Below are 17468 nucleotides of genomic sequence, written 5' to 3'. Positions count from 1 at the left end.
CTCTTTGCTTACCGCATGGGCAAACCCGTACCCTTGAAGTTGGCCTTCTTGAGCAGCGAGTCGTATTGGTGCGACATCATGTAGGCCTGAACTTGCGCCATGAAATCCATCGTCACCACAACAATGATCAATAGGGACGTTCCACCAAAGTAGAACGGTACGTTCCAACGCATCACCAAGAATTCCGGCAGCAAGCACACGAGCGTGATGTAGAGGGCACCAGCCAGCGTGAGACGCATCAGAATCTTGTCGATGTAACGCGCGGTTTGCTCACCGGGACGAATGCCCGGGACGAACGCACCGCTCTTCTTCAGGTTATCCGCCGTTTCGCGGCTGTTGAACACCAGAGCCGTGTAGAAAAAGCAGAAGAAGATGATCGCGACCGAATACAGCGTGATGTAGAGCGGTTGACGAGGTTCAAGCGCGGCAGCCAGGTCACGCAGCCAGACCATACGGTCACCACTGGAGAACCAGCTGGTGATCGTGGCCGGGAACAGAATGATCGACGACGCGAAGATCGGCGGAATCACCCCGGCCATGTTCAGCTTGAGCGGCAGATGCGAGCTCTGTCCGCCGTAGACCTTGTTGCCCACTTGGCGCTTGGCATAGTTGACCGTGATCTTGCGCTGCCCGCGTTCGACGAACACGACGAACGCCGTCACCAGTATCACCAGGGCGATGATGAACAGGGCGGACACCACCGACATCGAGTTGGTGCGCACCAGGTCCAGCAGCCCGGCCAAGGCCGTGGGCAAGCCCGCGACGATACCAGCGAAGATCAGGATCGAAATACCATTGCCCAGACCACGTTCGGTAATCTGTTCACCCAGCCACATGACAAACATGGTGCCGGTGACCAGCGTCACCACCGTGGTGAAGCGGAACAACATGCCCGGATCGACAACGAGCCCGGGTTGCGACTCCAACGCCACCGAAATGCCCACAGCCTGCACCAGCGCCAGCACGACCGTGCCGTAGCGGGTGTATTGGGTGATCTTGCGCCGGCCGGCCTCGCCCTCTTTCTTGAGCGCTTCCAGCGACGGCACCACCACCGACATCAACTGCATGATGATGGATGCCGAAATGTACGGCATGATCCCCAGGGCAAAGATCGAAAAGCGCGAAAGCGCACCGCCCGAGAACATGTTGAACAGGCCCAGGATCCCGCCCTGGTTCTGGCGGAACAAGTCCGCCAGCGCGTCCGGATTGATGCCCGGAACAGGGATGTGAGTACCGAGACGGTAAACCACGAGGGCGAGGACCAGGAACACGAGACGGCGCTTCAGATCGCCGTATCGCGTACCGGTCTTGCCCAGTGCCTGCGCTTTAGCCACGCGTCACCTCGCGATCAAGCAAGCGAGCCGCCCGCGGCCTCGACGGCGGCGCGAGCGCCAGCCGTCGCAGTGATGCCACGCAGCACCACTTTGCGCGAGAGTTCACCCGACTTGATGACCTTGGCATAACGCACGCCCTGGCCAACCACGCCCGCGGCCTTCAGGGCCTGGACGTCGATTTCCTCGACGTCGAGACGCTGCAGGTCCGACAGACGGACTTCGGCGTACAGATGCTGGCCGAGCGGGGTGAAACCACGCTTGGGCAGGCGACGCTGCAGCGGCATCTGGCCGCCTTCGAAGCCAACCTTGTGGAAACCGCCCGAACGCGACTTCTGACCCTTGTGACCACGGCCGGCGGTCTTACCCAGGCCGGAACCGATGCCACGGCCGACGCGGCGCTTGGCGTGCTTAGCGCCCTCAGCGGGCTTCAGCGTATTGAGTTGAATATCCGACATCGTAATTCCTTAGGCTTCCGACACGGAGACGAGATAATCCACCTTGCGGATCATCCCGCGCACTTCCGGCGTGTCGAGCAGCACGCGGCTGCTGTTGAGACCGCGCAGACCCAGGCCGCGAACCGTGTCGCGGTGGGATTGCTTGGTACCGATCACCGAGCGTACGAGCGTAACTTTGATCTGCTTCTGAGCCATGATTTACCCCAGGATCTCTTCGACGGTCTTGCCGCGCTTGGCAGCAACTTCCGACGGGGTCAGGGAATTGCGCAGGCCGTTCAACGTGGCGCGAACCATGTTGTACGGGTTGCTCGAGCCAAGACTCTTGGCCACGACGTTGCGCACGCCCATCACTTCGAAAATGGCGCGCATCGGGCCGCCGGCGATCACGCCGGTACCTTCAGCGGCCGGCGAGATCAGCACCGTCGAGGCGCCGTGCTTGCCCACCACGGTGTGGTACAGCGTGCCGTTCTTCAGGGCCACCTTGAACATGCCGCGGCGGGCCTGTTCCATCGCCTTCTGGACCGACACCGGCACTTCACGCGCCTTGCCCTTGCCCATGCCGATACGGCCATCGCCATCGCCCACCACGGTCAGCGCGGCAAAGCTCATGGTGCGACCACCCTTGACCACTTTGCTCACGCGGTTGACCGCGATCATCTTTTCGCGCAGACCGTCGTCGTTCTCTTTTTCCGCGGCGTTCTTGCCTTGTACTTTAGCCATTTGACTGATCCTCGCTTAGAACTTCAGGCCGGCTTCACGCGCGGCATCGGCCAGCGCCTTGACGCGGCCATGGTAACGAAAGCCCGAGCGATCGAAGGCAACCAGTTCGATACCGGCGGCCTTGGCCTTTTCGGCCACACGCTTGCCGATCAGCGCGGCAGCGGCGGTGTTGCCACCGGCGCCGGACTGGCCAGCCAGCTGCGAGCGCACTTCGGCCTCGAGCGTCGAGGCGCTGACGACCACACGATCGCCTTCCGGCGAAATGATGTTGGCGTAGATGTGCAGGTTCGAGCGGAAGACCGACAGGCGATGAACGCCCAGCTGCGTAATCTTCCGGCGGGTCGGAACCGCACGACGCAAACGGGTAACTTTTTTGTCCATGATTCGTCCTTGTCGCCTTTACTTCTTCTTGGTCTCTTTGATGACGACGCGCTCATCGGCGTAACGCACGCCCTTGCCCTTGTAGGGCTCGGGTTCGCGATAAGCACGAAGTTCCGCGGCCACCTGACCGACGACTTGCTTGTTGGCGCCCTTGATGACGATTTCCGTCTGGGTCGGGCACTCGGCCTTAACACCGGCGGGCAGCTTGTGCAGGATGTCGTGCGAAAAGCCCAGCTGCAGCTTGACGGCGTCGCCCTGCACGGAGGCACGGTAACCCACGCCGACCAGCGTCAGCTTGCGCTCGAAACCCTTGCTCACACCGGTCACCATGTTGGCGACCAGCGCGCGCACGGTGCCCGACATGGCGTTGGCGTGACGCGAGTCGTTGGCGACGGCGAAGGTCAGCTTGCCGGCGTCCTCAACCACGTTGACGTCGCCCGTCAGCGCCTGCACCAAGGTGCCCAGCGGGCCCTTGACGGTGATCTGATCCTGCTGGATGTTGGCTTCAACACCCTTGGGCAGTTCGACCGGATACTTAGCGATACGTGACATTCGAGTCTCCTTAGGCCACGTAGCAAAGCACTTCGCCGCCCACGCCGTTGGCGCGAGCCTTGCGGTCGGTCATCACGCCGCGCGAGGTCGAAACGATAGCCACGCCCAGGCCGTTCATGACCTGAGGAATGTTGCTGCGGCCCTTGTAGATACGCAGACCGGGGCGCGAGACACGTTCGATGCGCTCGATGACCGGGCGGCCGGCGTAGTACTTCAGGGTGATTTCCAGCTCAGGCTTGGCCTGGCTGCCCTTGATTTCAAAACCGTCGATATAGCCTTCGTCCTTCAGCACGGTGGCGATAGCCACTTTCAGCTTCGAGGAGGGCATGTTCACCGTAGTCTTGTCAACTTGCTGCGCATTGCGAATGCGGGTCAGCATATCGGCGATGGGATCGCTCATGCTCATATTCGTTCTCCTACCAGCTGGCCTTGGTCATGCCGGGCACTTCGCCCTTCATGGCCATTTCACGCAGTTTGTGACGGGTCAGGCCGAACTTGCGGAACACGCCGCGCGGACGACCGGTCACCACGCAGCGATTGCGTTGGCGCGTCGGGTTGGCATTGCGCGGCAGTTGCTGAAGCTTCAGCCGAGCTTGGTAACGTTCTTCGTCGGTCTTCGACTGGTCGTCGATGATCGCTTTCAATTCGGCACGGCGAGCGGCGAACTTGTCAGCCAGCTTGGCGCGCTTGATGTCGCGATTGATGAGGGAGAGTTTAGCCACGTCATCAGCCCCTTAGTTGCGGAACGGGAAGCTGAAGGCGGTCAGGAGCGCCTTGGCTTCTTCGTCGGTCTTGGCGGTGGTGGTGATGCTGATGTTCAGCCCACGCAGCGCGTCGATCTTGTCGTACTCGATTTCGGGGAAAATGATCTGCTCTTTCACCCCGATGTTGTAGTTGCCACGGCCGTCGAAAGCACGACCCGAGATGCCGCGGAAGTCACGCACGCGCGGCAGCGCGACCGCAACCAGGCGATCCAGGAATTCGTACATGCGCTGGCCGCGCAGCGTGACCATGCAACCGATCGGGTAGTTTTCACGGATCTTGAAACCCGCGATAGCTTTGCGCGTCTTGGTGATGACGGGCTTTTGACCGGCGATCTTGGTCAGGTCCGAGACGGCATGCTCGATGACCTTCTTGTCCGCCACGGCTTCCGAGACACCCATGTTCAGGGTGATCTTGGTGATGCGGGGGACTTCCATCACGCTTTTGTAGCCAAACTTGGCCTGCAGGTCGGCAGCGACCTTGCTCTTGTAGAAATCTTGCAAACGAGACATGTCTTTCGCCCCTTACGCCTTGGCGCCGACGACGGCACCATTGGAACGGAACACACGAACCTTGCGGCCGTCCTCTTCCTTGATACCCACGCGATCGGCCTTGCCGGTGGCGGGGTTGAAGAGCGCCACGTTCGAGATATGGATCGGGAGCGTCTTTTCGACGATGCCGCCGGGGTTGTTGGCCATGGGGTTGGCCTTCATGTGCTTCTTCACGACGTTCACGCCTTCGACCAGCACGTGGTCGGCGTCAACGCGGGCCAGCACAACGCCGCGACGCTTCTTGTCGCGGCCGGTCAGAACGATGACTTCGTCGCCTTTACGGATGTTGTTCATCGTGGGCTCCTTACAGCACTTCCGGGGCCAGCGACACGATCTTCATGAACTTCTCGGTACGCAGTTCGCGCGTAACGGGTCCGAAGATGCGGGTGCCGATGGGCTCCAGCTTGGCATTGAGCAACACGGCGGCATTGCCACCGAAACGAATCAGCGAACCGTCTTTGCGGCGCACGCCCTTGGCGGTACGAACCACCACAGCGTTGTAGATTTCGCCTTTCTTGACGCGCCCGCGCGGGGCCGCATCTTTGACGCTCACCTTGATGATGTCGCCGATACCGGCATAGCGGCGCTTGGAGCCACCGAGCACCTTGATGCACATGACAGCACGCGCACCAGTGTTATCGGCCACGTCCAGCGTGGTCTGCATTTGGATCATGATTTTTCCTGTTCCAACTTAACTGAAAACACGTCCTTCCCGGTTGGATAGGCCCGCATTTCCTGCCAGTTTTGGTCCCGTCAGGTCCGCGCCGCCTGCTGGCGGCAACGACCCTGGGTTGAAATCCTGCTGGGGATTTCCCGCAAGTCAGTCAAACCGGCGCCAAGCCTATCTTTCCCCCGGGACTAATCCCTGGGATCCGTTTTGCGCGGCGCAACCTTAAGATCGCACTGCGGCTATGGCCTGGGCCAACCCAACTAACAATTTGGGAAAGCTGTTTATTCTATCCCAGCCCGCGAGGTAAAGCAAGCCGCTTTTGGGCGAAAAAACAAGGGCTTGTCCTTGCCGCGCAACATTCTGCACGCGCCTTAACCGGCCCCGTTTTTGTCGTAATAGGCTTTTTCCCAGGCATCGTGGTTGGCTTTGCCGCGCCGGATCTCATCGCTCATGGGCGCGGCGGCCAGCACCAGGCGGTTGAGCCAACGCACCGGCGCCCGGCACGGGCGCTCGAAATCCACGAAGAGGACGGCGCGCAGGCCTTGGGTGTCGTTATGCACCTGGTGGGGGTAGAGATCGTCAAAAATGACCGCCTCGCCCTCGCGCCAGGCGTAGCGCTGGCCGTCGACCTCGATCCAGCACTGTTCGCGCGGCTCGGGCACCCGCAGGCCCAGGTGCAGGCGCAGCACGCCGTTATACGGCCCTTTGTGCAGCGGGATGCGCTTGCCGGCCTCCAGGATGGAGAAAAAAGCGGTACGGACCCCGGGTATGCCCCGCAGCGCGCGGGCCGTGGCCGGGCAGCGCGCCAGGTTGCGCTCCGAGCGCATGCCATAGCCCATGAAGACAAAGGTCTTCCATTGGTCATCGCCGGTGATCATGCCCACATCAGGCGATATTTCGTGAAAGGCCGGCAAGCGGTCGCGCTCGGCGAGCAGTTGTTCCAGCTCGGCGCGGATGGCCGGCGTCTGCGCCTCCAGGGCCGGCACCCAGGGAAACAGGCGATTCTCGAAGATGGGCTGGTCCCCGACCTTGGAGGCCCGGGCGATCCTGACATGGAGCCAATCGATGAAACGAAAGAGGATTTTCGAAAACAGGCTTTGCTTGGTCTCGGTGGCTGGCTGCACGGTCTGAGGTCGGCTGGCAAAGTGGGTTTGACCGATCGTCCGGCTCTGGCCGGAGCCGGCAGTGATGGGCCCAAACGCGCTGGATTTCCGTATTAGTAGGGAACGATCATACCGAATCAGCCCCCCGCCGCGTCTACGGGCTATCCCCGCCCTCCGCGCATTGGATCCCCCTCTTGTGTCCGGAGTGGCCCCTCCCCACGGAACCAAGCTGGTTTAGACTGGCGCCACACCGGGCGCGGCACGCGCCTCGCGCTTCACCCCAATCCCCTCCTCCCCAAGGAAAGACAGGCATGTACGAACAGTTGGCTTTGTATATCGATGGTGAATTTCTGAGCGGCGACGGCCGCAAGACCCAGGATGTGGTCAATCCGGCCACGCGCGAAGTGCTGGGCCAGCTGCCCCATGCCACCCAGACCGATCTGGACCGCGCCCTCGAAGCGGCCGCCCGCGCATTTGAAACCTGGAAGCGCACCTCGCCAATGGAGCGCTCGGCCATCCTGCGCAAGGTGGGCGCGCTGTCGCGCGAGCAGGCCAAGGAAATCGGCCGCAATATGACGCTGGACCAGGGCAAGCCCCTGGCCGAGGCCATCGGCGAAGTGACCAGCTGCTCCGAGCATGCCGACTGGCACGCCGAAGAATGCCGCCGCATCTATGGCCGCGTCGTGCCGCCGCGCAATCCCGACGCCCGCCAGTTGGTGGTGCGCGAACCCATCGGGGTGTGCGCCGCCTTCACGCCCTGGAACTTCCCGTACAACCAGGCCATCCGCAAGATCTGCGCGGCGCTGGGCGCCGGCTGCACCATGGTGCTCAAGGGCCCCGAGGACTCGCCCAGCGCGGTGATGGCCATTGCCCGGCTCTTTCATGAGGCCGGGCTGCCCAAGGGCTGCCTGAATATCGTGTGGGGCGAGCCGGCCCGGATTTCCGACTACCTCATCCGCTCGCCCATTGTGCGCAAGGTGTCCTTCACCGGTTCGGTGCCGGTGGGCAAGCAGCTGGCCGCCCTGGCCGGCGCCCACATGAAGCGCGTCACCATGGAACTGGGCGGCCATTCGCCGGTGCTGGTTTTCGATGACGCCAACGTCAATCGCGCCGCCGAGATGCTGGCCCGCTTCAAGGTCCGCAACGCCGGCCAGGTCTGCGTGTCGCCCACCCGCTTCTATGTCCAGGAAGGCGCCTACGAATCCTTCCTGGCGCGCTTTACCGAGGTGCTGGCCGGCATCAAGGTGGGCAACGGCCTGGAAGCCGGCGTTGAAATGGGCCCGCTTGCCCATGAGCGCCGCGTTCCCGCCATGAAGCAATTCGTCGATGATGCCCGCAAGCATGGCGCCAAGGTCGTGCTGGGCGGCGAAGCGCCTTCGGACAAGGGTTATTTCTTCAGCCCCACGGTCGTGACCGATATCCCGGACCACGCCATGCTGATGACCGAAGAGCCCTTCGGCCCCCTGGCCCCGGTGGTGCGCTTCAAGGATACCGACGAGGTCATCAAGCGCGCCAACAGCCTGCCCTTCGGCCTGTCCTCGTATGTGTTCACGGAGTCGCTGAAGACCGCCACCAAGGTGTCCAATGCGCTGGAAGCCGGCATGGTCAACATCAACCATTTCGGCAGCGCCCTGGCCGAGACCCCGTTTGGCGGGATCAAGGACAGCGGCATCGGCAGCGAAGGCGGCCTGGAGACCTTTGACGGCTACCTCGTCACCAAGTACATCACCCAGATCTGAGCCGCGGCCCGGGCACGGCGGGCGGGCCGAGACAATCAGCCGCGCCCGCCCGCCGCGCGGTACTCGCGCGCCGTCACGCCGAAACGCTGGCGGAACGCGCGGCTGAAATGCGAAGGATGGGCAAAGCCGCTTTGATAGGCCAGTTCGGCAATCGAGCGATGGGCGTTGGCCGGATCCCGCAGCAGGCGCTGGCAATGCGCCAGGCGCAGCGCATAAAGCTGCGATTCCACCCCCAGGCCCGCGGCCTGGAACACCCGGTGCAGATAGCTGGCCGAAAGCCCGCAGGCCTGGGCAACCCGGGCCGGGGTCAATGCGGTGTCCGACAGATGGCGGCGCATATAGGCCAGGGCCCGTTCGCGATGCGCCAGGGTCACGCTGCTGTCGTTCTCCGAGGCTTGGGCGGCCTGCGATTGCACCAGGAAGAGCACGATGAGATCGATCAGGTGCTCGCCCAGGACGCCCACTTCGGCATCGCTCCAGGCGGCCATGCCGCCCAGCAGATGGTCCAGATAGCTTTTGAGCAGCTGCCCGCCGGGCGCGCCGCCATCGACGCGCAGCTTGTAGAAGGACTCCAGCCGCGCGGCGCGCTGGGCCAGCGCCGAGCGCGGAAAAGAGATGCTCAGGCTGCGATAGCCGCCCTGGCCCAGCGCCACGGCCTGATAGGGCGCGCTCTGGTTCATGAGATAGACACAGCCGGGCTCGACTTCGAAATGCCTGCCCGATTGGGTGACGGCCAGGGGGCCGGCCAGCGGCATGCCAAAAGTGTAGAACTCTTCGTCCAGCTGCGAGACGTTGCCGCGCGTGCGCTCCAGTTTCTGCCCCTGGTAGTGCAGGTCATTGAATTGCAGATTGGCCCGGCGCGCGTAGCGCAGGCTGCCGGCGAAGGAGCCGGCCCCCTGGCCGGCATGGACCTCGAAGGGGCCGAAGGCATGCGCGAGCGCATCGCGCCAGCTGTCCAGCTGCCGGCGCGCCTCAACCTGCGTCGTGGCGAATCGCGTATCAACCATGGTGTCTGCCTCCAGGCACGCCCGGGATTTGACTGAGCGTCCACATTCTCTTGACTGTGCCTCTTTGCGGGCCGCGGCGCATTGTCCGGGCCGCGCCGACAAGTCTATATTCGGGCCCAATAGAGAACAACCTGGGAAATCCGGGAGGAGACATGGCGGTAAACCAGCCGGCCTCGCGCTATCTGGGCGCGCAGGGCCGCGAACTGCATTACGTCGAATGGGGACAGCCCGAATCGCCCGCCATCGTCCTGTGGCATGGCCTGGCGCGCACCGGCCGCGACTTTGACGACCTGGCCCGGGCCTTGAGCGCCGATTGGCGCGTCATTTGCCCCGACACCCTGGGCCGCGGCCTGTCGCAATGGAGCCCCGCGCCGCGCCAGGAATACCAGCTGTCTTTCTATGTCCGCCTGGCCGAGGACCTGCTCGATGGCCTGGGCATCGGCCGCGCCGCCTGGGTGGGAACCTCGATGGGCGGCGCCATCGGCATGCTGGCCGCCGCCACGCGCCTGCGCGACCGCCTCACTCAGCTGGTGATCAACGACATCGGGCCCACCCTGCCGCGTCCGGCCATGATGCGCATCCAGGCCTATACGGGCAAGCCGCCGGCCTTCGACACGGTGACGGCGCTGGAGGACTGGCTGCGCGGCGCCTACAAGCCCTATGGCTGGCAGAGCGACGAGCAATGGCGCCGCATGACCGAAACCTCGGTGCGGCGCCTGCCCGATGGCCGCGTCACCCTGCACTACGACCCGGCCATCGTCGGCCAGTTCGAGCACCATCCCGACGATTATGAGCGCTGGGCCGAATACGACAGCATCCGGCAGCCGCTGCTGCTGCTGCGCGGCGAGCAATCCGACCTGCTGCTCGAAGACACCGCCCAGGCCATGACCGAACGCGGGCCGCGCGCGCGCCTGCTGACGTTTGCCGGCTGCGGCCACGCCCCCAGCCTGAACATCCCCGCGCAGATCGAACCCATACGCCAATTCCTGGCCCAGCATGGGGCCCAAGGAGAATCCGCATGAAACGCATCCTGGCAGCCGCCCTGACAAGCTTCGCCCTTGCCGCCCCCGCCCTCGCCGCCGACCTGGTGGTGGCGCATGTCTATGACAAGACCGGTCCCTTGGAAGCCTATGCCAAGCAGACGCACAATGGCCTGATGATGGGTCTGGAATACGCCACCCAGGGCAGCATGACGGTGGCCGGCCGCAAGATCCGCGTGATCGAGAAGGACAACCAAGGCAAGCCGGATGTCGCGCGCGCGCAGCTGGCTTCGGCCTATGCCGATGACAACGCCGACCTGGCCGTGGGACCGACCTCCTCGGGCGTGGCGCTGGCCATGCTGCCGATCGCCGAAGAGTACGAAAAAATCCTGCTCGTGGAGCCGGCCGTGGCCGACTCCATCACCGGCGAAAAATGGAACCGCTATATCTTCCGCACGGGCCGCAACTCTTCCCAGGACGCCATCGCCAACGCGGTGGCCTTCGACCAGGAAGGCACATCCATCGGCATGCTGGCCCAGGACTACGCCTTCGGGCGCGACGGCGTGCGCGCCTTCAAGGGCGCGCTCAAGCATGCCAAGATCGTGCATGAAGAATACCTGCCGGCCAACGCCACGGATTTCACCGGCGGCGCGCAGCGCCTGTTCGATGCGCTCAAGGACAAGCCGGGCCGCAAGATCATCTTCATCCTCTGGGCCGGCGCGGGCAATCCCTTCAAGATCGCCGATCTCGATCCCAAGCGCTATGGGATCGAGATCGCCACTGGCGGCAACACCCTGGCCGCCATGACGCCGCTGAAGAACCTGGCCGGCATGGAGGGCGCCACCTACTATTACTACGGCATACCCAAGAACCCCATCAATGACTGGCTGGTCGCCGAACACCAGAAACGCTTTGGCCAACCGCCCGATTTCTTCACCGCCGGCGGCATGTCGGCCGGCATCGCCATCGTCGAGGCCTTGAAGAAAACCCAGGGCAATTCGGCCACCGACACGCTCATCAAGGCCATGGAAGGCATGAGCTTCGACACGCCCAAGGGCAAGATGAGCTTCCGCCCGCAGGATCACCAAGCCATGCAGTCGATGTACCACTTCCGCATCAAGAACGATCCGGCCGTGCCCTGGGCCGTGCAGGATCTGGTGCGCGAAATCACACCCGATCAGATGGATGTGCCCATCCTCAACAAGCGCTGACGGCATGCTGGAGACTTGTTCGCTCACCATCCGGTTCGGCGGCCATACGGCCGTCGAGGACGTCAGCGCGCGCTATGCGCCGGGCACGCTCACGGCCATCGTCGGCCCCAACGGCGCCGGCAAGACCACTTACTTCAACCTCATATCGGGGCAGTTGCGCGCCAGCGCGGGATCCGTGCGGCTGGGCGGGCGGGACCTGACCCGCCTGGGCGTGGCCGCGCGCCTGCATGCGGGCCTGGGCCGCGCCTTCCAGCTGACCCAGCTGTTCCCGCGGCTGTCTGTCCATGAGAACGTAAGGCTGGCCCTGCAATCCCGCTCGCAAGGGCCCCGGCGGCTCCGCCTTTGGCGCTGCTGGCAGGATGACCGGGCGCTGATCGAGCGCGCCGACACGCTGCTGGCGCGCGCCCGGCTCGAACACCGGCGCGACCAGGCCGCCGCCGACCTGCCGCATGGCGACCAGCGCAAGCTAGAAATCGCCATGCTGGTGGCGCTGGACCCGGTGGTCTTCATGTTCGACGAACCCACCGCCGGCATGAGCGTGGACGAAGTGCCGGTCGTGCTTGACCTGATACGCGAGCTCAAGCGCGATCCCGAAAAGATCATCATGCTGGTCGAACACAAGATGGACGTCGTGCGCGAGCTTGCCGACCGCATCGTCGTGCTGCACAACGGCCGCCTCATGGCCGACGGCCCGCCGGCGGAGGTCATCGCTTCGCCGCTGGTGCAGCAGGCCTATCTGGGAACGGGAAGCGCCTCATGACGACGCCGCTGCTGCGACTGCGCGATGTGCACACGCATATCGGCGCCTATCACATCCTGCATGGCGTGGACCTGGATGTCCCCGAGGGCGCCGTCACCATGCTGCTGGGCCGCAATGGCGCCGGCAAGACGACGACACTGCGCACCATCATGGGCTTGTGGCGGGCCTCGCAGGGCGCGCTGGATTTCGCGGGCAGCCCGGTCAAGGCCCTGCCGGCCGACATGGCGCGCCGCGGCATCGCCTATGTGCCCGAAAACATGGGCATCTTCGCGGGGCTGTCGGTCAAGGAAAACCTCCTGCTGGCCGCCCGCCAGGCGCGTCACGCCAGGGACCTGGACAGCACCCGGCTGGAATGGATATTCGGATTCTTTCCAGCCCTGCGCAAGTTCTGGCTTTACCCGGCCGGCAACCTGTCCGGCGGCCAAAAACAGATGCTGGCCGTGGCGCGCGCCATCATCGAGCCCAGGCGGCTGCTTATCGTCGATGAGCCCAGCAAGGGCCTGGCGCCGGCCATCGTGCAGAACATGATCGCCGCCTTTGTCGAACTCAAGCGCGGCGGCACGACCATATTGCTGGTCGAACAGAATTTCGGCTTCGCCCGCCAGCTGGGCGACCACGTCGCCGTCATGGACGACGGACGTGTCGTGCACGCCGGCGGCATGGCCGAGCTGGCCGACGACGACGCCCTGCAACAACGCCTGCTGGGCCTGTCCCTGGGGAGTCACCAATGAATGCCGCGCTTTCCGCCGCCGACGCCAGCCTGCCTGCCGCGCGCCGCGATTATCTGCCTGTCCTGCTGGTAGTGGGCCTGGCCCTGCTGGCCCTGCCCCTGGTGGGCTCCTGGTCGACCTGGCTCACGCTCACCGTGGCCGGCCTGGCCATGGGCATGATCATCTTCATCGTCGCCTCCGGCATGACCCTGGTCTTCGGCCTGATGGACGTGCTCAATTTCGGCCACGGCCTGTTCATTGCCATCGGCGCCTATATGGCGACCACGGTGCTGTCGCTGATGGGCGGCTGGACAAACAACCCCAGCCTGCTGGCCAACCTGGGCGCCATCCTGCCGGCCATGATCGTCGGCATGCTGGTGGCCGGCGCGATAGGCGCGGTGTTCGAGCGCGTGATCGTGCGCCCGGTGTATGGACAGCATCTGAAGCAGATCCTCATCACCATGGGCGGCATGATCATCGGCGAGGAGCTCATAAAAATGATCTGGGGTCCGCAGACCATCGCGCTCGCCCTGCCCGAGGCCTTGCGCGGCGCCCTGCTTGTGGGCGATGCCGCCATCGAGAAATTCCGCCTGCTGGCCTTGGTGGTCGGCCTCATCGTGCTGGGCCTGCTGCTCTGGGTGCTCAACCGCAGCAAGCTCGGACTGCTGATACGCGCCGGCGTGGAAGACCGCGAAATGGTCGAAAGCCTGGGCTACCGCATCCGGCATCTCTTCGTGGCCGTGTTTGTCGCCGGCTCCATGCTGGCCGGACTGGGCGGCGTGCTCTGGGGCCTGTACCAGCAATCCGTGGTGCCTCAGCTCGGCGCCCAGGTCAATGTGCTGATCTTCATCGTCATCATGATAGGCGGCCTGGGATCGACGGCCGGCTGTCTCATCGGCGCGCTGCTTGTCGGCCTGATGGCCAACTACACCGGCTTCCTGCTGCCCAAGGCCGCCCTCTTCTCCAATATCGCCCTGATGGTCGCCGTCCTGCTGTGGCGGCCGCAAGGCGTCTATCCTGTCGCGCAACCGCGCTAGCGCCATGTCATTGCTCTCCGGCGACCCGCCCCGCAGCCGGCTCCTGGCCCTGCTGCTCGTCCTCATCCTGCTGCTGCTGGCCGCGGCGCCCTTTGCCTTTCCGGGCCCGCGCGCCCTGGCCGTGGCGGCCAAGATCCTGATCTTCATCGTGCTGGTCGCCAGCTACGACCTGCTGCTGGGCTATACCGGCATCGTCAGTTTCGCGCATACGATGTTCTTCGGCATCGGCGCCTACGGCGTGGCCATCGCCAGCACGCGCATGGAGCCGGGCTGGACGGCGGTCGGCGCCGGGCTGCTCTGCGCCCTGGCTGTCTCCCTGCTGTTCGCCCTGGTGATCGGCCTGGCCAGCCTGCGGGTAAGGGCCATCTTCTACGCCATGATCACCTTGGCCGTCGCCGCGGCCTTCCAGACGCTCAGCTCGCAGCTGTCCTGGCTGACCGGCGGCGAGGATGGCCTGAACTTCAAGGTGCCGCAGATGCTGCGTCCGGCCTACAAGGCCTACGCCCAGCCCGTGCTGGGCCTGAACATCGACGGGCGCATCATCACCTACTACCTGATTTTCCTGGCCGCGCTGCTGCTCTTTCTGCTGTTGCTGCGCATCGTCAATTCTCCCTTTGGACGGGTGCTGCAGGCCATTCGGGAAAATGCCTTCCGCGCCGAAGCCATCGGCTATCACACCGTGGTCTATCGCAGCGCCTCCAACGTCCTGGCGGCGCTCTTTGCCACCGTGGCCGGCGCGCTGTACGCGCTCTGGCTGCGCTACAACGGCCCGGACACCACGCTGTCCTTCGAGATCATGCTCAACATCCTGCTGATGCTGGTCATCGGCGGCATGGGCACGATGTATGGCGCGGTGTTGGGCGCGACCCTGTTCGTCTTTGCGCAGAGCTATCTGCAGGACGGCCTGCATGTGCTGCACGAAGCCGTCTCGGCCGCCGGCCTCATCGCGCCGCTGTTCGAGCCCGATCGCTGGCTGCTATGGCTGGGCGTGCTCTTCGTGCTGTCGGTGTATTACTTCCCTGGCGGGATCGCGGGCAAGCTGCGGCGCTGAACGCGGCCGCAAGGCGCGCCCCGATGGCGCGCTTTTTTTGGGGCAAAAAAAACGGCAGGGAATAATCCCTGCCGTTTTATTTCGCGGCACGCCGGAGCAAGCCCCGGAACGCCGCGAAGGCACAACTTAGATGATGCGCGCCGCTTCGACCAGACGCACCACACGCCACGCCTTGGAGCGCGAGATGGGGCGGCCTTCCGCGATTTCGACGGTATCGCCTTCGTTGTACTGGTTGGATTCGTCATGGGCCTTGTACTTGGCCGAACGCATGACGATCTTGCCGTAGATGGGGTGCTTGACGCGGCGCTCAACGAGCACGACGACAGTCTTGTCCATCTTGTTGCTGACGACCTTGCCGACCAGCGTACGCTGGCGCTTGGTAACCTGGGTGTTTTGCGTTTCGCTCATGTTTATTTCCCTGCCTTCTGGGTCAGCAAGGTACGCACACGCGCGATATCGCGACGCACGTTGCGCAGCTGGCTGGTGTTGGCAAGCTGCTGCGTAGCCTTCTGCATGCGCAGACCAAATTGCGCCTTCAGCAGGCTTTCGAGCTCTTTGCCCAGCTCGGCGGCGTCTTTCGAACGGAGTTCGCTAGCTTTCATATTTGTACTCCTTAAGCACCGATATGACGCGCAACGAACGTGGTCGAGATCGGCAGCTTGGCGGCGGCCAAGCGGAACGCTTCGCGCGCCAGCTCTTCGCTGACCCCTTCCATTTCGTAGAGCACCTTGCCGGGCTGGATTTCCGCGACCCAGTACTCGGGGTTGCCTTTACCGTTACCCATCCGGACTTCAGCCGGCTTTTGCGAGATCGGCTTATCCGGGAAGATACGAATCCAGATACGGCCGCCACGCTTGATGTGACGGTTGATGGCACGACGAGCGGCTTCGATCTGACGGGCGGTCAGACGGCCACGGCCGGTGGCCTTCAGGCCGAATTCGCCGAAGGACACGTTGGTGCCGCGAGTCGCCAGGCCGGTGTTACGGCCTTTCTGCTCTTTGCGATACTTTCTGCGAGACGGTTGCAGCATTGTTATTCTCCTTCAGGCGCCGGAGCCGCGTCCGCCTTGCGGGGACCACGGCCACGACCACCCGGACGGCCGTTGCGGGCACCATCCGGACGATCGCCACGGGGGGCGCGACGCGGACGACGCTCTTCTTCACGCGGGGCGGCGGTTTCAGGGGGCAGCTCGCCATTGGCCAGCATGTCGCCCTTGTAGACCCACACCTTGATGCCGATCACACCATAGGTGGTGTGGGCTTCGGAGGTGCCGTAGTCGATGTTCGCCTTCAGCGTGTGAAGCGGCACGCGGCCTTCGCGATACCACTCGGTGCGAGCGATTTCGATACCGTTCAGACGGCCCGAGCTCATGATCTTGATGCCCTGGGCGCCCAGACGCATGGCGTTCTGCATGGCGCGCTTCATGGCGCGGCGGAACATGATGCGCTTTTCGAGCTGCTGGGCGATCGAGTCGGCGATCAGCTGAGCGTCGGTTTCCGGCTTGCGGATTTCCTCGATGTTGACGTGCACGGGCACGCCCATCAGACGCTGCAGATCAGCCTTCAGGCTTTCGATGTCTTCGCCGCGCTTGCCGATCACCACGCCCGGACGAGCCGAGTAGACGGTGATGCGGGCGTTCTTGGCGGGACGCTCGATGACCACGCGACCGACCGAAGCGCTCTTGAGCTTCTTCTTCAGGTATTCGCGCACGCGGATGTCTTCGGCCAGCATGCCGCCGAAAGCCTTGTCGTCAGCGTACCAACGCGAGGACCAGTTACGGGTGACCGCGAGACGGAACCCAGTGGGGTGAATTTTCTGACCCATCTTGACTCCTTAAGCTCCGACCTTGACCGTGATGTGGCAGGTCTGCTTCTCGATACGGTTGCCACGGCCCTTGGCGCGAGCCGAGAAACGCTTCATCGATTGAGCCTTGTCCACGTAAATCGTGGTGACCTTCAGCTCGTCGATGTCGGCGCCGTCGTTGTGCTCGGCGTTGGCGATGGCGGATTCGACAGCCTTCTTCAGGATGCCGGCAGCCTTCTTCGGCGAGAAGTTGAGGATGTTCAGCGCCTGGGCGACCGACTTGCCGCGGATCAGGTCCGCGACCAGACGGGTCTTCTGGGCCGAGATGTGAACCCCACGGATAATGGCAGTAGTTTCCATCGCTTACCTCTTCGCCTTCTTGTCCGCGGCGTGACCCTTGAACGTACGGGTCAGGGCGAACTCGCCAAGCTTGTGACCGACCATGTTCTCGTTGATGTAAACGGGAACGTGCTGGCGGCCGTTGTGCACAGCGATCGTCAGACCGATGAACTCGGGCAGGATCGTGGAACGGCGCGACCAGGTTTTGATCGGCTTCTTGTCTTTGCCCGTCACGGCCGCTTCCACCTTCTTGATCAGGTGCGCGTCGACAAACGGGCCTTTCTTGATCGAACGTGACATAGT

General features: G+C 63.7%; 26 protein-coding genes. 7 read left to right on the top strand and 19 right to left on the bottom strand.

Annotation, left to right across the window (positions count from 1 at the left end):
- Nucleotides 1-8: 8 nt before the first annotated feature.
- The 12 genes from secY to L540_RS06775 all read right to left on the bottom strand — a co-directional run bounded on the left by secY (nt 9) and on the right by L540_RS06775 (nt 6549).
- Nucleotides 9-1334: a preprotein translocase subunit SecY gene (secY, locus tag L540_RS06830; protein ID WP_043207300.1), complete on the bottom strand. Its 1326-nt coding sequence runs from the start codon at nt 1332-1334 to the stop codon at nt 9-11.
- 14 nt (nt 1335-1348) lie between these two features.
- Nucleotides 1349-1789 (bottom strand): 50S ribosomal protein L15, encoded by a 441-nt coding sequence (gene rplO / locus L540_RS06825; RefSeq protein WP_043207302.1) that lies wholly within the window; start codon nt 1787-1789, stop codon nt 1349-1351.
- 9 nt (nt 1790-1798) lie between these two features.
- Nucleotides 1799-1984 (bottom strand): 50S ribosomal protein L30, encoded by a 186-nt coding sequence (gene rpmD / locus L540_RS06820; RefSeq protein WP_029579965.1) that lies wholly within the window; start codon nt 1982-1984, stop codon nt 1799-1801.
- A gap of 3 nt (nt 1985-1987) precedes the next feature.
- Nucleotides 1988-2509 carry a 30S ribosomal protein S5 gene (gene rpsE / locus L540_RS06815; protein WP_029579966.1) on the bottom strand — a complete coding sequence of 174 codons (522 nt, stop codon included), beginning with the start codon at nt 2507-2509 and terminating at the stop codon, nt 1988-1990.
- Nucleotides 2510-2524: 15 nt separating this feature from the next.
- A complete protein-coding gene (gene rplR, locus L540_RS06810) occupies nt 2525-2890 on the bottom strand; it encodes a 50S ribosomal protein L18 (protein WP_029579967.1) in 366 nt (121 codons plus the stop codon).
- 18 nt (nt 2891-2908) lie between these two features.
- Nucleotides 2909-3442, bottom strand: a complete 534-nt coding sequence (rplF, locus tag L540_RS06805; RefSeq protein ID WP_043207303.1) for a 50S ribosomal protein L6 — start codon at nt 3440-3442, stop codon at nt 2909-2911.
- A 10-nt stretch (nt 3443-3452) separates the two neighbouring features.
- The gene (gene rpsH, locus L540_RS06800; RefSeq protein WP_029579969.1) at nt 3453-3848 is read right to left on the bottom strand and encodes a 30S ribosomal protein S8; all 396 of its coding nucleotides are present in this window, start codon (nt 3846-3848) and stop codon (nt 3453-3455) included.
- 10 nt (nt 3849-3858) lie between these two features.
- Entirely contained in the window at nt 3859-4164 is a 306-nt protein-coding gene (rpsN, locus tag L540_RS06795) for a 30S ribosomal protein S14 (protein WP_005017321.1), read from the bottom strand.
- Between the two features lie 12 nt (nt 4165-4176).
- Nucleotides 4177-4716: a 50S ribosomal protein L5 gene (rplE, locus tag L540_RS06790; protein ID WP_029579970.1), complete on the bottom strand. Its 540-nt coding sequence runs from the start codon at nt 4714-4716 to the stop codon at nt 4177-4179.
- A gap of 12 nt (nt 4717-4728) precedes the next feature.
- The gene (gene rplX / locus L540_RS06785; protein WP_043207304.1) at nt 4729-5049 is read right to left on the bottom strand and encodes a 50S ribosomal protein L24; all 321 of its coding nucleotides are present in this window, start codon (nt 5047-5049) and stop codon (nt 4729-4731) included.
- Nucleotides 5050-5059: 10 nt separating this feature from the next.
- The gene (rplN, locus tag L540_RS06780) at nt 5060-5428 is read right to left on the bottom strand and encodes a 50S ribosomal protein L14 (RefSeq protein WP_005017313.1); all 369 of its coding nucleotides are present in this window, start codon (nt 5426-5428) and stop codon (nt 5060-5062) included.
- A 368-nt stretch (nt 5429-5796) separates the two neighbouring features.
- The gene (locus L540_RS06775) at nt 5797-6549 is read right to left on the bottom strand and encodes an aspartyl/asparaginyl beta-hydroxylase domain-containing protein (protein ID WP_043207305.1); all 753 of its coding nucleotides are present in this window, start codon (nt 6547-6549) and stop codon (nt 5797-5799) included.
- A gap of 290 nt (nt 6550-6839) precedes the next feature.
- On the opposite strand from L540_RS06775, the gene L540_RS06770 reads away from it, so the two are divergent.
- Nucleotides 6840-8267 (top strand): NAD-dependent succinate-semialdehyde dehydrogenase, encoded by a 1428-nt coding sequence (locus L540_RS06770; protein ID WP_043207306.1) that lies wholly within the window; start codon nt 6840-6842, stop codon nt 8265-8267.
- A 35-nt stretch (nt 8268-8302) separates the two neighbouring features.
- Here the strand turns inward: L540_RS06770 and L540_RS06765 are convergent, their stop codons facing one another.
- Nucleotides 8303-9274: an AraC-like ligand-binding domain-containing protein gene (locus L540_RS06765; protein ID WP_043207312.1), complete on the bottom strand. Its 972-nt coding sequence runs from the start codon at nt 9272-9274 to the stop codon at nt 8303-8305.
- A gap of 152 nt (nt 9275-9426) precedes the next feature.
- On the opposite strand from L540_RS06765, the gene L540_RS06760 reads away from it, so the two are divergent.
- The 6 genes from L540_RS06760 to L540_RS06735 are packed head-to-tail and all read left to right on the top strand — an operon-like array spanning nt 9427 to nt 15023.
- On the top strand, nt 9427-10296 hold the full coding sequence (locus L540_RS06760) for an alpha/beta fold hydrolase (protein ID WP_043207314.1): 870 nt from the start codon (nt 9427-9429) through the stop codon (nt 10294-10296).
- The gene (locus L540_RS06755; RefSeq protein ID WP_043207316.1) at nt 10293-11465 is read left to right on the top strand and encodes a substrate-binding domain-containing protein; all 1173 of its coding nucleotides are present in this window, start codon (nt 10293-10295) and stop codon (nt 11463-11465) included. Before L540_RS06760 ends, L540_RS06755 begins: the two co-directional genes overlap by 4 nt.
- Before the next feature lie 4 nt (nt 11466-11469).
- Nucleotides 11470-12225: an ABC transporter ATP-binding protein gene (locus tag L540_RS06750; RefSeq protein ID WP_043207318.1), complete on the top strand. Its 756-nt coding sequence runs from the start codon at nt 11470-11472 to the stop codon at nt 12223-12225.
- Entirely contained in the window at nt 12222-12956 is a 735-nt protein-coding gene (locus L540_RS06745; protein ID WP_043207319.1) for an ABC transporter ATP-binding protein, read from the top strand. Before L540_RS06750 ends, L540_RS06745 begins: the two co-directional genes overlap by 4 nt.
- The gene (locus tag L540_RS06740) at nt 12953-13972 is read left to right on the top strand and encodes a branched-chain amino acid ABC transporter permease (protein WP_048026136.1); all 1020 of its coding nucleotides are present in this window, start codon (nt 12953-12955) and stop codon (nt 13970-13972) included. Before L540_RS06745 ends, L540_RS06740 begins: the two co-directional genes overlap by 4 nt.
- A gap of 4 nt (nt 13973-13976) precedes the next feature.
- On the top strand, nt 13977-15023 hold the full coding sequence (locus L540_RS06735; protein ID WP_043207320.1) for a branched-chain amino acid ABC transporter permease: 1047 nt from the start codon (nt 13977-13979) through the stop codon (nt 15021-15023).
- Nucleotides 15024-15149: 126 nt separating this feature from the next.
- On the opposite strand, the gene rpsQ is transcribed toward L540_RS06735, so the two are convergent.
- Genes rpsQ through rpsS form a run of 6 tightly spaced genes read right to left on the bottom strand, consistent with a single transcriptional unit; the run spans nt 15150 to nt 17465 of the window.
- Nucleotides 15150-15431 carry a 30S ribosomal protein S17 gene (rpsQ, locus tag L540_RS06730; protein ID WP_012415741.1) on the bottom strand — a complete coding sequence of 94 codons (282 nt, stop codon included), beginning with the start codon at nt 15429-15431 and terminating at the stop codon, nt 15150-15152.
- Between the two features lie 2 nt (nt 15432-15433).
- Nucleotides 15434-15625 (bottom strand): 50S ribosomal protein L29, encoded by a 192-nt coding sequence (rpmC, locus tag L540_RS06725; RefSeq protein ID WP_012415740.1) that lies wholly within the window; start codon nt 15623-15625, stop codon nt 15434-15436.
- A gap of 11 nt (nt 15626-15636) precedes the next feature.
- On the bottom strand, nt 15637-16053 hold the full coding sequence (rplP, locus tag L540_RS06720; protein WP_029579982.1) for a 50S ribosomal protein L16: 417 nt from the start codon (nt 16051-16053) through the stop codon (nt 15637-15639).
- A gap of 2 nt (nt 16054-16055) precedes the next feature.
- Complete coding sequence (gene rpsC, locus L540_RS06715; protein ID WP_032955621.1) at nt 16056-16847, bottom strand: 30S ribosomal protein S3; 792 nt, start codon at nt 16845-16847, stop codon at nt 16056-16058.
- A 9-nt stretch (nt 16848-16856) separates the two neighbouring features.
- Nucleotides 16857-17186 carry a 50S ribosomal protein L22 gene (gene rplV / locus L540_RS06710; protein WP_029579984.1) on the bottom strand — a complete coding sequence of 110 codons (330 nt, stop codon included), beginning with the start codon at nt 17184-17186 and terminating at the stop codon, nt 16857-16859.
- A gap of 3 nt (nt 17187-17189) precedes the next feature.
- Nucleotides 17190-17465 (bottom strand): 30S ribosomal protein S19, encoded by a 276-nt coding sequence (gene rpsS, locus L540_RS06705; RefSeq protein ID WP_005017283.1) that lies wholly within the window; start codon nt 17463-17465, stop codon nt 17190-17192.
- Between the last annotated feature and the right edge of the window lie 3 nt (nt 17466-17468).

This window comes from Bordetella pseudohinzii (genome assembly GCF_000657795.2).
Taxonomy (GTDB): domain Bacteria; phylum Pseudomonadota; class Gammaproteobacteria; order Burkholderiales; family Burkholderiaceae_B; genus Bordetella; species Bordetella pseudohinzii.
Note: the sequence above shows the minus strand (reverse complement) of the source record. Positions and strands in the feature narration are given on the sequence as shown.